The organism is Proteus appendicitidis, assembly GCF_030271835.1.
In the GTDB taxonomy this organism is placed as follows: domain Bacteria; phylum Pseudomonadota; class Gammaproteobacteria; order Enterobacterales; family Enterobacteriaceae; genus Proteus; species Proteus appendicitidis.
In genome coordinates, this window is the sequence record NZ_CP127389.1 from 2,278,608 (window position 1) to 2,292,466 (window position 13,859).

The 13,859-nt window shown below is 36.0% G+C and carries 12 protein-coding genes and 1 tRNA gene; 5 read left to right on the forward strand and 8 right to left on the reverse strand.

Annotation, left to right across the window (positions count from 1 at the left end; genetic code table 11):
- Positions 1-1,018: 1,018 nt before the first annotated feature.
- Entirely contained in the window at positions 1,019-1,615 is a 597-nt protein-coding gene (locus tag QQS39_RS10655; protein ID WP_023581977.1) for a thymidine kinase, read from the reverse strand.
- Positions 1,616-2,124: 509 nt separating this feature from the next.
- Between QQS39_RS10655 and hns the strand changes: the two genes are divergently transcribed.
- On the forward strand, positions 2,125-2,529 hold the full coding sequence (gene hns, locus QQS39_RS10660) for a histone-like nucleoid-structuring protein H-NS (protein WP_088495367.1): 405 nt from the start codon (positions 2,125-2,127) through the stop codon (positions 2,527-2,529).
- A gap of 231 nt (positions 2,530-2,760) precedes the next feature.
- On the opposite strand, the gene QQS39_RS10665 is transcribed toward hns, so the two are convergent.
- The 3 genes from QQS39_RS10665 to rssB form a co-directional block, all read right to left on the reverse strand.
- Positions 2,761-3,768 (reverse strand): NAD-dependent epimerase, encoded by a 1,008-nt coding sequence (locus tag QQS39_RS10665; RefSeq protein ID WP_151435345.1) that lies wholly within the window; start codon positions 3,766-3,768, stop codon positions 2,761-2,763.
- 266 nt (positions 3,769-4,034) lie between these two features.
- Positions 4,035-4,943, reverse strand: coding sequence for a UTP--glucose-1-phosphate uridylyltransferase GalU (galU, locus tag QQS39_RS10670; RefSeq protein ID WP_151435346.1), 909 nt, complete (start codon positions 4,941-4,943; stop codon positions 4,035-4,037).
- 181 nt (positions 4,944-5,124) lie between these two features.
- Positions 5,125-6,144: a two-component system response regulator RssB gene (rssB, locus tag QQS39_RS10675; RefSeq protein ID WP_285804491.1), complete on the reverse strand. Its 1,020-nt coding sequence runs from the start codon at positions 6,142-6,144 to the stop codon at positions 5,125-5,127.
- 149 nt (positions 6,145-6,293) lie between these two features.
- Here rssB and QQS39_RS10680 point away from each other — a divergent pair, with 149 nt between their 5' ends.
- The 3 genes from QQS39_RS10680 (at position 6,294) to QQS39_RS10690 (ending at position 7,994) form a co-directional block, all read left to right on the forward strand.
- Positions 6,294-6,767 (forward strand): YchJ family protein, encoded by a 474-nt coding sequence (locus QQS39_RS10680; RefSeq protein WP_285804492.1) that lies wholly within the window; start codon positions 6,294-6,296, stop codon positions 6,765-6,767.
- Between the two features lie 38 nt (positions 6,768-6,805).
- Positions 6,806-7,654 carry a formyltetrahydrofolate deformylase gene (gene purU, locus QQS39_RS10685; RefSeq protein ID WP_151435349.1) on the forward strand — a complete coding sequence of 283 codons (849 nt, stop codon included), beginning with the start codon at positions 6,806-6,808 and terminating at the stop codon, positions 7,652-7,654.
- 255 nt (positions 7,655-7,909) lie between these two features.
- A tRNA-Tyr gene (locus QQS39_RS10690) sits at positions 7,910-7,994 on the forward strand.
- 31 nt (positions 7,995-8,025) lie between these two features.
- Here the strand turns inward: QQS39_RS10690 and QQS39_RS10695 are convergent.
- Positions 8,026-8,889 carry a helix-turn-helix domain-containing protein gene (locus QQS39_RS10695; protein ID WP_151435350.1) on the reverse strand — a complete coding sequence of 288 codons (864 nt, stop codon included), beginning with the start codon at positions 8,887-8,889 and terminating at the stop codon, positions 8,026-8,028.
- A 447-nt stretch (positions 8,890-9,336) separates the two neighbouring features.
- Here QQS39_RS10695 and xthA point away from each other — a divergent pair, with 447 nt between their 5' ends.
- Complete coding sequence (gene xthA / locus QQS39_RS10700; protein WP_285804493.1) at positions 9,337-10,143, forward strand: exodeoxyribonuclease III; 807 nt, start codon at positions 9,337-9,339, stop codon at positions 10,141-10,143.
- A 67-nt stretch (positions 10,144-10,210) separates the two neighbouring features.
- On the opposite strand, the gene QQS39_RS10705 is transcribed toward xthA, so the two are convergent.
- The 3 genes from QQS39_RS10705 to QQS39_RS10715 are packed head-to-tail and all read right to left on the reverse strand — an operon-like array spanning position 10,211 to position 13,787.
- Positions 10,211-12,172, reverse strand: a complete 1,962-nt coding sequence (locus QQS39_RS10705) for a DNA topoisomerase III (RefSeq protein ID WP_151435352.1) — start codon at positions 12,170-12,172, stop codon at positions 10,211-10,213.
- Positions 12,173-12,176: 4 nt separating this feature from the next.
- Positions 12,177-13,220, reverse strand: coding sequence for a selenide, water dikinase SelD (selD, locus tag QQS39_RS10710; protein ID WP_196569091.1), 1,044 nt, complete (start codon positions 13,218-13,220; stop codon positions 12,177-12,179).
- 15 nt (positions 13,221-13,235) lie between these two features.
- Positions 13,236-13,787: an NAD(P)H nitroreductase gene (locus QQS39_RS10715; protein WP_151435354.1), complete on the reverse strand. Its 552-nt coding sequence runs from the start codon at positions 13,785-13,787 to the stop codon at positions 13,236-13,238.
- Between the last annotated feature and the right edge of the window lie 72 nt (positions 13,788-13,859).

The window sequence follows — 13,859 nt, forward strand, 5'->3', positions numbered from 1 at the left end:
ATAAGTTTGATCCTTACTATAAAAATAGTGTATTCCCTTATGTATTCATAATTGGCTCTGAAAAAGGTGCTGAGCAACTTACCTCTTAAATCACACATTGGCATTACCCTATTATAAAAAATGGCTTATGGGCGATTATAGAGCGTATCAAACTCCTCTCCTCTTTCATTAGTTGGTTTAATTATTTCATTCTTACCTTGTTTACTTCATAAAATGACTATCGCGAAATGTTCTTTGAAACCATCGTATTCGCTTTACGATTTGCAATCGTATTTTTCTTCTTATCCGATAAAAATAAATAGGCTTCATCGTTTTGATTATTAATTAGTGATCAAAATATAGAGATATAAATATTTTATATCTCTAGCTGCATTGGATTTATAAAAAACATAGTTTCAATAAAATATTATCAAAATGAGGCTTGTTAGCTTGCTAACGTAATAAAGGTCGCTATTTGTGCATTCTACTTAAAAATTACTCCTTTAGGAGTATAAAAGGAGCCAATTTATCCGTATTGGCAGGCATAAAGTGAAGTGTTTTATTTATTCAATGACAACTTAAGCATCTTATAATCAGCATCGATAAAACCCGATATAAATGTTTCATTATACAAACCATAGATAAAAGAAATATTTTTTTGTATTTTATGACTATCTTTATTCAATTTTATTAAACTATGAATAATATAAATGCATCAAATGTCTATCTCTCTTTTCATTTGTAAAAAACAATATCGACATCACAAAACAAACACCTTACGTATATTTGATTATGTCTTTTTTGATTAATGATAATGAAATCGATGAAATAGATAAATTTTCCTTTCAAAAAATAACATATCTTCACAGAAGAAAATCAAACTCACCGCAATTTGATATAAAAAAAGCCAAGAAATTGGCTAAAATTTAAAAACATATAAATATTTTTTAGTATTACGTTATATAACACTTTATTTGAATTCTTATTTCATCCCCCTCTTTTACTCTGACAAATTAGTAAAAGAGGGAAATTGAAAAGGTTACTCTTGTTCAATACACCCTTTTAGCGTTGCCTGTGTATAATGCTTGCGGCAGACTGAAACATATTTTTCATTTCCACCTATTTCAACTTGGGCACCATCACTCAGTACATTTCCTTTATCATCTAAGCGTAATACTTTATTTGCCTTTCTACCGCAGTAACATACTGTTTTAAGTTCTACTAGTTTATCAGCCCATGCTAATAAATAAGCACTGCCTGTAAATAACTCACCTCTAAAATCCGTTCTTAGCCCATAAGTGAGAACGGGAATATCATAGGTATCCGTTATTTCACAAAGTTGTTCGACATGTGCCTTACTTAAAAATTGGCATTCATCAATCAATACACAGTGAATAGGCTGTTTGTTATGCTCAGCAACAATAACGTCACGAATATTCATATCATCACTAAAGAGTAATGCATCCGCACTTAATCCTATCCTTGAACTAATCTTTCCTTTTGCAAAGCGTGTATCAATAGCCGCAGTGAAAATCAAAGTACGCATTCCTCGTTCATTATAGTTATAAGAGGATTGCAATAAAGATGTTGATTTTCCAGCGTTCATGGCTGAATAATAAAAGTAAAGTTGAGCCATCAGCTCACTCCTTAAATAGTGTTTATTTTCACGAGCGACAGTCTAACATAAACAATCTACAAGTTATCCATAACAAGTATTTATTACCTTTATTTCTATTCTAGATATACCACCGAAAGATGAAGTTCGTTGTTAATGCTAATTTTTGCTTAAAAAATAAATAGCTTTAATAAGTACTTAACATATTAAAACACCCCTTGATATACCTTTATTAAAGTATGAAAGTTAGTCCGATTCCATTTTTAGAAAAAAGTCCGTTATTATAAAAAAATGAACAAAGCTTTCTATTCTTTAGCATTAGCGCTATCATCAGTTAAAAGATGCATTTCCTTACTAATATTTCCTTTATTGACTAAAGATGCCTCAACTTTTATTATTTTTTTCGTTGAGATATTAGTTTAAAAAAAAGAAATTTTACGTAAGGTTTGTATTTAGGTATTGCAGAAATTTAAATAGCAATCTATTATTAGTATTACATCAGCCAACAACATTTATTTGAGACCAGGAAAATGAGCGAATCTTTAAAAATATTAAATAACATCCGTACTCTCCGTGCACAAGCAAGAGAAACTTCTTTAGAAACTTTAGAAGAAATGCTGGAGAAACTCGAAGTTGTCGTTAATGAGCGTCGTGAAGAATTCTCATTAGAAAAAGCAGCTGAAGAAGAACGTGTTCAAAAATTACAAAAATACCGTGAAATGCTAGAAGAAGCTGGTATTGATCCAACAGACTTACTTGAAGCAAGTGCTGTTAATAAAACAGGCCGTGCTAAACGTGCAGCTCGCCCTGCTAAATACTCTTACGTTGATGAAAATGGTGAAACTAAAACTTGGACAGGCCAAGGTCGTACACCAGCTGTAATCAAACGTGCTATTGATGAAGAAGGCAAATCATTAGACGATTTCCTGCTGTAATTTAAGTCAATACTCTATTTGAAATACCCTTTTAATTATTTAAAAGGGTATTTTCTTGTTTGCCCCATTTAATTAAACAAGCGTTTAATTTTAATATGTGCTGATGTAGTTTGTATTAGATGTGGGTAAGCAAAAATAAAAAATGTAATAACTGCGTTATTTATTTTTATTTATAATGAAAAAGGAGCTTTTATAGCTCCTTTTTTCTTTGATCCAATTAAACTAATATTATTAATTTTTATAATAACTTAAATACCAATCAACAAACTGTTTTACGCCATATTCTACTTCGGTATTCGGCGAGAAACCTATTGTCTCAAACAAGTCTTGGCAATCAGCACAAGTAGAAAGAACATCACCATCTTGCATTGGCATTAAATTCAATTTAGCTTTTATATTTAATGACTTTTCTATCGCTTCAATGAATGCCATCAATTTGGTTGGTTGCCCATTACCCACATTATAGATCTTATAAGGGGCAGAACTTGAAGACGTTTCACCTTTCTCTACTGTCCAGTTTTCATCTGCTTCTGGTATAACATTAACTAATCGAACAACAGATCCCACAATATCATCGACATAAGTGAAATCACGCGTCATATTTCCACTGTTATAAACATCAATAGGTTCGCCAGCTAGCATTGCCTTAGTAAATTTAAATAATGCCATATCAGGACGTCCCCAAGGACCATATACCGTGAAGAAACGTAATCCTGTTGTCGGTAATTGATATAAATGTGAATAGCTATGAGACATTAACTCATTGGCTTTCTTTGTTGCTGCATATAATGAAACTGGGTGATCAACACTATCTTCTGTTGAGAAAGGCTGTTTCTGATTTAAACCATAAACGGAGCTTGAAGAGGAATAGATAAGATGTCCGACTTTATTATGGCGACATCCTTCTAATATATTAATATGACCAACAATATTCGCATCAATATATGCCATTGGGTTTTCAATTGAATAGCGAACACCCGGTTGGGCGGCTAAGTGAATAACTCGGTCAAATTGGTGTGATGCAAATAATTGAGCCACTTTTGCTGAGTCAACGATATCAAGTTTCTCAAAATGAAATTTTTCTAGCTGTTGTAATTTAGCTAATCGAGCTTCTTTTAATCGCACATCATAATAATCATTCAGGTTATCTATTCCGACAACATGATAACCCATTTCGATTAAACGCTGGCTCATATGATAGCCAATAAAACCCGCAGCACCTGTTACCAATATTTTCATATTATTACTCAAATAACCCAATAATTTATTTTTCATGTCAACGCTATCATGCTTAATATCACCTAGATTAAACATCATAACGCTTAACATAGTTATACATTACAGAATCAACATGGCTCAATGCTAAATGCATTGAGCCATACCTTAATCTCTAACAATCACTTTATCTAGCTTTTCCCGTAAAATATCCACCTATTATGCATCATTCATTTACGGAGGATATACAATGAGATTGACCATATAAATGATTATTAATCGGCTTTATTTCACTGTATCTTTAATGATTTTAGCCATTGTGCAAAGTCTTCACCGAACTCTTCGTGCTGTATTCCATACTCTACGAAAGCTTTCATATACCCTAATTTATTACCACAATCGTGGCTTTTCCCTTGTAGGTGATAAGCTTCAACAGCTTCTTTTTCAATCAGCATTGCAATCGCATCAGTTAACTGAATTTCATCTCCAGCGCCAGGTGCGGTTTTCGCTAATAGTGGCCAAATACTTTCAGATAACACATAACGCCCTACGATAGATAAATTCGACGGTGCTTCTTCTTTCTTAGGTTTTTCAACAACACGAGTAATTGGTTTGCTATCTCCTGGGCATAAACTTTCGCCCATGCAATCAACAATGCCATAATTAGAGACTTCATCTTCAGGAACAGGTTCAACAAGAATTTGACTTGCGCCTGAACGTTCAAAGTGAGAAAGCATTTCTTTTAAATTAACTTTCGTTAAATCAGCACTGTATCTATCTAAAATAACATCAGGCAGGATAACAGCGAAAGGTTCATCACCAATTAATGGCTTAGCACATAAAATGGCATGGCCTAATCCTTTTGCTATTCCCTGACGAGTTTGCATAATAGTGACATGGCTTGGACAAATGCCTTGTACTTCTTCTAATAACTGGCGTTTAACTCGTTTTTCTAAAATCGCTTCTAATTCAAAACTTGTATCAAAATGGTTTTCAATTGAATTTTTAGATGAGTGTGTAACAAGTACAATTTCATTAATGCCTGCTGCGATACATTCATTCACTACATATTGAATAAGAGGCTTATCAACCACAGGCAACATCTCTTTTGGAATTGCCTTGGTTGCAGGTAGCATTCTTGTTCCTAATCCAGCAACAGGGATAACCGCTTTTCTAACTTTACGCACTGCTGATGACATTATACTTCTCCTGCAATTCGTACCGTTCTACTTTCAAATATGAATGGGTACAATTAAAAAAATAATCGCCAGAGTATACCAGCTAATATCTAAGGATAAACAGAGCGCTACCCGTTAATTGAGATAGTTCTTCATTTATGTTTAATATATGCACGATATTCTATTTTTATTTAATCTACATTTAACTTTTATAGATAGGGGAAAACATTAATTTAATCTGATTTGTGTTATCCCAAATTTTACATTGCCAATTTGTTCCCTCGCATTTTACTTGGTTAATATATAAAAGTTGCAATGAACCTAAAGGGACACCGCTATTTAATTCAAATTTTTTACTTTCTGTTTTTATTTCGGCTCGTAATCCTGCTGATGCCAATAATATATTTTTTTTCTGCGTATGGTAATATCCTAGCGTGATGGGAAATTGTCCTTTCACTCCAATCTCATTAAGCATTTTATTTAATTTATTCAACATATTATACATACTTGGTAAAGATCGTATTTTTTCTGATGACTTTAATACGTCATTAAAAACAACCCGTAAGAGTAAAGCGACCAAAAGCCCGTTTTCATCATCTCTCGATATATCGACACAATAGAAAATAATTTGATCTTCGGATAAAGCCGCAATATCAAATAACAAACCCATTTTAGTGATATCATTTAATTGACGATAATTAACACAATATCCCGCAACAACCTGCTTAACTTGAGGTTGCATCTGTTTTATGAACGACTGAATATAATGGGTATCTTTTCGTAAGCTATTCCAAAGCGGTTCTAAATGTATACCTTCTATTAACACTGATTCAAAAAAGCCAGGGCATAATACTTCAATGACTTTTTGTTTTAATTTATCAAGATGTGTTATTGGCTTAAGAAAAATCTCTTGCGCCCCTAAACGCAACATATCATCTATTTCAGCCATATTATCTGTACATGAAATAGCAATAACAGGAATAGCCAATTTACGTTGTTCAAGATGACACAAAAAAGTGGGACCATTCATTACTGGCATACGGATATCACACAAAATAAGATCAGGAAGCAATCCCCCTTCTAATAAAGATAATGCTTGGCTACCGTTATCTGTTGTATAAACGCAAGCCTTCTCATGTGAGAAATATTCCGTCAGCATGGTGCGAAAAACGACCTCATCATCAATTATTAAAATTTTTTTACCCACTAAGGCTTTGTTCATTGGTGACTCCGGTAACTATCATTTCACATGCAGATTAATTAGCGCTACATTATTAGTTTAGTTCAACATTGACGTTAATTATTCCCAATCGTTACTTTTTTCAATCTATGGGTAATCGTCATACTGATAACGTGAATTAGGACATTATTTTGTCAAGTTTATGCCCCTGCAATAGTCAATTATTCTACTCTAGTTGCTGTGAACCTTACCATTTAGGTCAAAAAAATGCGCCAACAGCTGAAGCATTGATGCGTTCGCGTTATAGCGCATTTGTTAAACATAATGCTGATTACTTAATAAAGACGTGGCACCCCTCTTGTCGTGTTGCCTCCTTGCATGATGAATTAGTTTCAGGCTTTCCCAATACACAATGGCTTGGTCTTAATGTTATCTCAGCACAAGCAAGCACAAATAAAAATGAGGCTTATGTTGAATTCTCGGCTTGCTTTATTGAAAGAAATGCCGATGATAAACAGTACTTACATGAACGCTCTCGTTTTCTAAAAATAGATGACTGTTGGTTTTATATTGACGGTGTAAAACCGAAAGTGGGACGAAACGATCCCTGCCCTTGTGGTTCAGGGCGTAAATACAAAAAATGTTGTGAAAATAACATCAAATAACTGCAAACACAGAAGTAAAAGAAAGGATTTATCCATACATGCAACACCAAAATACACAAAAAAAAATACTGCGTACTATTTGCCCTGATGCAAAAGGGCTTATCGCTAAAATCACAAATATTTGCTACAAACATCAGTTAAATATTGTTCAAAATAGTGAGTTTGTTGATCATCGTACAGGTCGCTTTTTTATGCGCACAGAGCTTGAAGGTATCTTTAATGATGAAACCTTTCTTGCCGATTTAGATGATGCCTTACCACAAGGCTCCAAGCGCGAATTAAACACCGCAGGCCGTCGTCGCATTGTTATTATGGTGACAAAAGAAGCACATTGCTTGGGTGACTTATTAATGAAAAGTGCATTTGGTGATTTGGATGTTGAAATTGCCGCAGTCATTGGTAATCACGATACGTTAAAACATTTAGTAGAACAATTTGATATTCCTTTCCATCTTGTTAGCCATGAAGGCTTAACCCGTGATCAGCATGATGAAAAGTTAATTGCACAAATTAATCAATACAAACCTGATTATGTGGTACTCGCAAAATACATGCGTGTATTAACACCGGCATTTGTACAGAACTTCCCAAATCAAATTATCAATATTCACCACTCTTTCTTACCTGCCTTTATTGGCGCTCGTCCTTACCATCAGGCTTATGAGCGTGGTGTTAAAATTATTGGTGCAACAGCACACTACGTAAATGATAATTTAGATGAAGGTCCTATCATCACTCAAAATGTGATTAATGTTGACCATACGTTTTCTGCTGAAGATATGATGAGAGCAGGTCGAGATGTTGAAAAGAATGTTCTTAGCCATGCTTTATATTGGGTGCTTTCACAACGTGTCTTCGTTTATGGTAACAGAACAATCATTTTATAAGTTTTTTGTTACTCATAACGCAAACCGTGTGACTATTTAAAGGTAAACCGCGATATATTGCATATCGCGGTTTATTTTTTATCTCTTATTAAAAGAGATGATATTGCTTAAAATCAATACGATAGCGCATAAAGCTTGAACGATACGCACAATTTTACAGCAGTCAGTCTATTTTTAGTAAAATAGCGCTTTACAGATCTCAGGTATTTGGTATTATTGCGCCCGCTGTCACGGACAGCAGAACAATTTAATGTTGGTGGGATACCCAAGCGGCCAAAGGGAGCAGACTGTAAATCTGCCGTCACAGACTTCGAAGGTTCGAATCCTTCTCCCACCACCATCTCCTCTTAGCATCACTCCAAAAATTCCTTTTATTCCATTTTATCAATCAGATCCAGAAATCGATTCAATACACTTGAATGATACTTAGATTTATAGATATAACAGCTATATCGTATTTCAGGTTGAGTTAATGGTATAAAGCATAAGTCTGCTTCATACTCACTTTTCAATGGGCTTTCATCTGTTAGTAAAAGAGAATGATGCGTTTGAATAAAACGTAAACAGCAATTAAGATCATCCATTATTCTGACACACACGGTTTTTCCTCTATCCCCAATTTCACTCTCTAATTTTTTTATCTTAGCTGTTTTGTATAATGCCGGATCACATAACCAAATATTTTCACTTAAAAGCCTATCAATATTATTATTCACACTATTCACGAGTGTTTTTTGGCAACAAATACCCAAGTGTTTATTTTCTATTTTATGAAGAAGACTAAATTTCTCACTAATAATTTTTTCAGAGCTTAATATTAATGTATTACCATCATAGTCGGGTATTTCTTCAAAGTTCTCTCTTGAAAATCGCATTATATTTATATGGGAATAATTTTTATTTGCTGCTTGATAAAACTGAGTTAAATACTGACTTTTCCCCCAATCATAATAAACATGAATGCTATTATTTATAATCCCCGATATATGTTTTTTAGTTATCTCTTTTTCCTGAAGATAGAGCGATTTCAAATCATTATAAAGCTCTAAACCTTCTTGAGTTAAACTCATACCAAACTTCTCTCGCTTAAATAAACGCTTTCCTAACACGGCTTCAAAGTCTTTGATAGATTTAGCGACGGGAGGCGTTGTGCGGTTCATTACCCGCGCTGCTTTACTTAACGAGCCATTTTCGACTACGGCCATAAAGGCTTCTAACTTACGAGAAAAAAACATAATTCACCATTCCTTTGCTGTGTAGAATAAAATAATTTTATTGATTCATTTAATGTAAATAAAATAGTGATTAATTAATTTAAAAATTAACTTTATATAAAAGTAGTTTTATATAAATATTTTTTTACCTCCTTTTAATGAATACAATTTATAACTACAATATTATTTTTATTATGTCATCATTCTTCACATATAAAGAATAATAATACTTATATTCTTCTATCAAAGATTAGTTTATGTTTCTAGTTTGTTTAATTAATATTTTTTGTTATACAATTAATTATTTTTATTAAATTAGCACACTCTATTTAATGGCTTTTATTTTTATCTAATTTTATCTTTCTCTTGATAAGCTGTGCCATCATTTCTGTGATTTGCTTACATTCATTTTGCGATCCTGCTAGTATAAGACATCCTATTATTCAATATATAAATGGTTACAGTCACATGAAATTTGTCTCTTTCAATATTAACGGTTTACGCGCTCGTCCTCACCAACTTGAAGCTATCATAGAAAAACACCAGCCAGATGTTATTGGGCTTCAAGAAACGAAAGTTCATGATGATATGTTTCCATTAGATACTGTGGGTGCCTTGGGTTACCATGTTTTCTATCATGGTCAAAAAGGGCATTATGGGGTTGCCTTACTCACAAAAGAAAAACCTGTCGCAGTACGTAAAGGCTTTCCTGGTGATGACGATGATGCTCAACGTCGAATGATCATGGCAGATATCGAAACACCAGCAGGCTTATTAACCGTTATGAATGGTTATTTTCCTCAAGGTGAAAGCCGTGATCATGAAACTAAATTTCCAGCCAAAGAAAAATTCTATGCTGATCTGCAAAATTATCTAACCACCAGCTTACAACCGACCTCTCCAGTACTGATTATGGGTGATTTAAATATTAGCCCAACAGATAAAGATATTGGTATTGGCGAAAATAATATGAAACGTTGGTTAAAAACAGGTAAGTGTTCTTTCCTACCCGAAGAGCGGGAATGGCTGGCAACTTTAATGGGTTGGGGATTAACGGATACCTTCCGCCAACAACATCCTGAAGCTAATGATCAATTCTCGTGGTTTGACTATCGTTCTAAAGGGTTCGACGATAACCGAGGCTTACGCATTGACTTACTTTTGGCAAGTCGCTGCTTAGCGGATAATTGTATTTCAACAGGAATTGATTACGAGATCCGTGGAATGGAAAAACCCTCTGATCACGCGCCAGTTTGGGCTGAATTTAAAATCTAATCAGATAAAATTTTAATTCAATAAAAGCACTTCCCTAAATAATAGAGGAAGTGCTTTTTATTGGAGCTTAATTATCCGTCGTTGTTTCTTTACTCTGCGCTTTATTTTTTGTGGCGCTTGCTTTGTGATTTCCTTTAGTTGCTGTTTTGCGCTTTTTATTATGCGCGGGTGCGGGAAGATTTCTAAAAGCTTGAATATTCGGACGACGTTTCGCTTGAGTAATCAACTCTATCAAGGTGTTATTTAATGGCATCATAAAATCTTGATATTTAAATTGCTTCTCACTAATTTGCGTGAGTATCGATTCCCAATGTGCAGTCATATCCGGTAAAGTTGCCATATCTGGCAATACATGAATTAATGCTCTACCGGCTGGCGTTGAATTAATGGCTCGCCCTTTCTTTTGCAAAAAGCCACGCTTAAATAACAGCTCAATAATTCCCGCTCTTGTCGCTTCAGTACCTAATCCATCCGTTGCTCTTAGGATTTTCTTAAGTTCTTTATCTTGAACAAAGCGTGCAATTCCGGTCATAGCAGAAAGCAATGTTGCATCAGTAAAAGGTCTTGGAGGCTGCGTTTGCTTTTCAACAATCTCGCCCTTTTCACACAGCAATTCATCACCCTTCGCCACTATTGGCAATGCAGAACCGTCATTTTCATCATCTTGTTCTTTCGCACCTAATAATATTCGCCATCCTGCTTGCGCTAAAAAACGCGCTTTAGCAATAAACTTGCCATTCTCAATATCAAGTTCAATAACGCATTTACGATAAACAGCATCAGGCATAAATTGCATTAGATATTGGCGCGCCACGAGATAATAAATATTTTTCTCATTTTCACTTAATGAGATATTACCCGTTTTTGCCGTTGGAATAATCGCATGGTGAGCATCAACTTTTTTGTCATCCCAACAACGATTCTTTTTATCAATATCGAGAGTATCTTGCGGCAATAGGCTTGCATCATGTGTGCTAATCGCATTAATAACGGCATGACGACCCGCAAAATGTTCATCAGGTAGATAACGGCTGTCAGAACGCGGATAAGTGATTAGTTTATGTGTTTCATATAGGCGCTGGCACGTATCTAAAACTTGTTGTGCGCTTAAACCAAAGCGTTTTGCCGCTTCAATTTGTAATGCGGAAAGTGAAAAAGGAAGTGGTGCTATTTCAGATTCTTGCTTATCTTGATAATCCGTTACATTTGCAGGTTTGTCTTTGATTCGTTCAACAACATGCTCTGCAAGTTTACGATGTAATAACCGCCCTTCTTCATCTTGCCAAGGTTCACAATGTTCACTTGGTTGCCAAATCGCGGTAAAGCGTTCATCAGCAGGTGTGACAACATGTGCTTTCACTTCAAAGAAATCTTTAGGCACGAAGTTTTCAATTTCTTCATCACGACGGACCACTAAGCCTAATACTGGCGTTTGTACTCGCCCTACTGATAATACACCTTGGTAGCCATTGCGTTGACCTAAAAGCGTATAAGCTCGAGTCATGTTAATACCATAAAGCCAGTCTGCTCTTGCTCGCGCCAAAGCAGATACGCACAATGGGACAAATTCATGGTTATAACGTAGCTTATCAATAGCTCGCGTCACTGCGGCTGGGTTTAAGTCATTAATTAAGCAACGACGCGCCTGTTTTCTTTGCTCTTCACTGATATTTAAATAGTTAAGCACTTCATCGACTAAGAGCTGACCTTCGCGATCGGGGTCCCCCGCGTGGATCACTTCTTTTGCCTGCTTAAGTAGTGTTTTGATGGTTTCTAGCTGCTTTTTAACATCAGCTCGGGGCTTGAGTTGCCATTTTTCAGGAATAATGGGCAAATCATCTAACGACCAGCGGGCGTACCGCGGGTCGTATGCATCCGGCTCAGCTTGTTCAAGTAAGTGACCAACACACCACGTCACATACTGGTTATCACCACAAAGAATAAAGCCATCGCCCCGTTTATGGGGCTTTGGCAATACGTCAGCAATAGCGCGAGCAAGGCTGGGTTTTTCTGCAATAAATAATCTCATTACGTTAGTTAGTCACTTCAATCAACGCTTTTCCAGCTACTGGCGTAGTTAGCTCACCAATAGACGTTAATTCAATATCAAAACGTGAAGCAACTTCTTTCACTTGTTCAACCGCTTCAGGCAATACTGCTAATAATAAGCCACCTGATGTTTGCGGATCACAGAGTAATTTACGTTGCATTTCAGTGATCTCACCGATTAAATGACCATAACTTTCAAAGTTACGACCTGTACCACCAGGAACACAGCCTTGTTCAATATAAGACTCTACTTCTGGCAATCTTGGAACTTGTGAGAAATGAATCGTGGCTTGTACACCAGAGCCATCACAGATTTCGCTTAAATGCCCTAATAAACCGAATCCTGTAACGTCCGTCATTGCAGTGACGCCTTCGATATCAGAAAAATCAGACCCGGCTTTATTCATACGGCACATAATTTCTGTCGCTAATCCTTGATGTTCTGGTTTTAGCAGACCTTTTTTCTCAGCCGTTGTTAATACACCGATACCCAAAGGTTTAGTTAAAAAGAGCTGACACCCTGCTTTAGCTTCACTGTTTTTCTTTACTTTGCTTACAGGCACAACACCGGTTACGGCAAGACCAAAAATAGGTTCTGGCGCATCAATTGAGTGACCACCAGCCAGTGAAATACCAGCTTCTTGGCAAGCTGCTCGACCACCTTCAATGACTTCACGCGCAATTTCTGGTGCCAGTTTATTAATAGGCCAGCCTAAAATAGCGATTGCCATAATAGGTTTTCCACCCATTGCAAAAATATCGCTAATTGCATTCGTTGCAGCGATACGTCCAAAATCATAAGGATTATCAACGATTGGCATAAAGAAATCAGTGGTGCTGATAATACCTGTACCATTTCCTAAATCATAAACAGCAGCATCATCTTTGGTTTCATTGCCTACGAGTAGGTGAGGATCATGAAATTTAGCTTGTTCGCTATGTAAAATGGTTTCTAAAACTTTTGGCGAGATTTTACAACCACAACCTGCACCATGACTGTATTGTGTTAAACGAATTGCTTCAGACATAACATGCCATCCTTTTTAAAAATAAGTCACAAAATCAGTTAAGTCAGCAGGAGAAACCGTCATTGGCGCTTTCAGAGCTGGCGTGCCTAAATAAAGGAAACCAATAATCTGGTCGTGTTCACCACAGCCAAGCCCTTCTCTTACAACCGCATCATGAGTCCAAGAACCTGAACGCCAAATTCCCCCAAATCCTTGAGCAACAGCGGCCATTTGCATTGCTTGTACGCAACAACCGGCTGCAACAACTTGTTCCCATTCAGGAACTTTAGGATGATCTTTCACTTGCGCAATAACAGTGATGATCAATGGGGCGCGAAAAGGTGCATTTTTTGCTTTTTCTTCAACTTCTGGCCCTAAATTACCCACAACTGCCGCTTTATGAAGTAATTGGCTAAAACGTTCAATACCTTCATTTTGCATCACAACGAAATGCCACGGCTTAAGCGCACCATGATCAGGCGCACGCATACCGGCTTGTAAAATAGCATTGAGGGCTTCATTATCGGGGGCTGGAGTAGTCAGTCGAGAAGCTGAACGGCGGTTCAAAAGCAGTGTTAATGCATCCATTTTTATTCTCCTGTCAGCATTTTATTTTAGCAAGATCCCATTCTTATGGGGATGGACAGTTCTTATCAATTC

Excerpts from the sequence above, each read along its gene's own strand:
- QQS39_RS10655 (WP_023581977.1), bottom strand. The coding sequence starts at position 1,615 with ATGGCTCAACTTTACTTTTATTATTCAGCCATGAACGCTGGAAAATCA.
- hns (WP_088495367.1), top strand. The coding sequence starts at position 2,125 with ATGAGCGAATCTTTAAAAATATTAAATAACATCCGTACTCTCCGTGCA.
- QQS39_RS10665 (WP_151435345.1), bottom strand. The coding sequence starts at position 3,768 with ATGAAAATATTGGTAACAGGTGCTGCGGGTTTTATTGGCTATCATATG.
- galU (WP_151435346.1), bottom strand. The coding sequence starts at position 4,943 with ATGTCATCAGCAGTGCGTAAAGTTAGAAAAGCGGTTATCCCTGTTGCT.
- rssB (WP_285804491.1), bottom strand. The coding sequence starts at position 6,144 with ATGAACAAAGCCTTAGTGGGTAAAAAAATTTTAATAATTGATGATGAG.
- purU (WP_151435349.1), top strand. The coding sequence starts at position 6,806 with ATGCAACACCAAAATACACAAAAAAAAATACTGCGTACTATTTGCCCT.
- QQS39_RS10695 (WP_151435350.1), bottom strand. The coding sequence starts at position 8,889 with ATGTTTTTTTCTCGTAAGTTAGAAGCCTTTATGGCCGTAGTCGAAAAT.
- xthA (WP_285804493.1), top strand. The coding sequence starts at position 9,337 with ATGAAATTTGTCTCTTTCAATATTAACGGTTTACGCGCTCGTCCTCAC.
- QQS39_RS10705 (WP_151435352.1), bottom strand. The coding sequence starts at position 12,172 with ATGAGATTATTTATTGCAGAAAAACCCAGCCTTGCTCGCGCTATTGCT.
- selD (WP_196569091.1), bottom strand. The coding sequence starts at position 13,220 with ATGTCTGAAGCAATTCGTTTAACACAATACAGTCATGGTGCAGGTTGT.
- QQS39_RS10715 (WP_151435354.1), bottom strand. The coding sequence starts at position 13,787 with ATGGATGCATTAACACTGCTTTTGAACCGCCGTTCAGCTTCTCGACTG.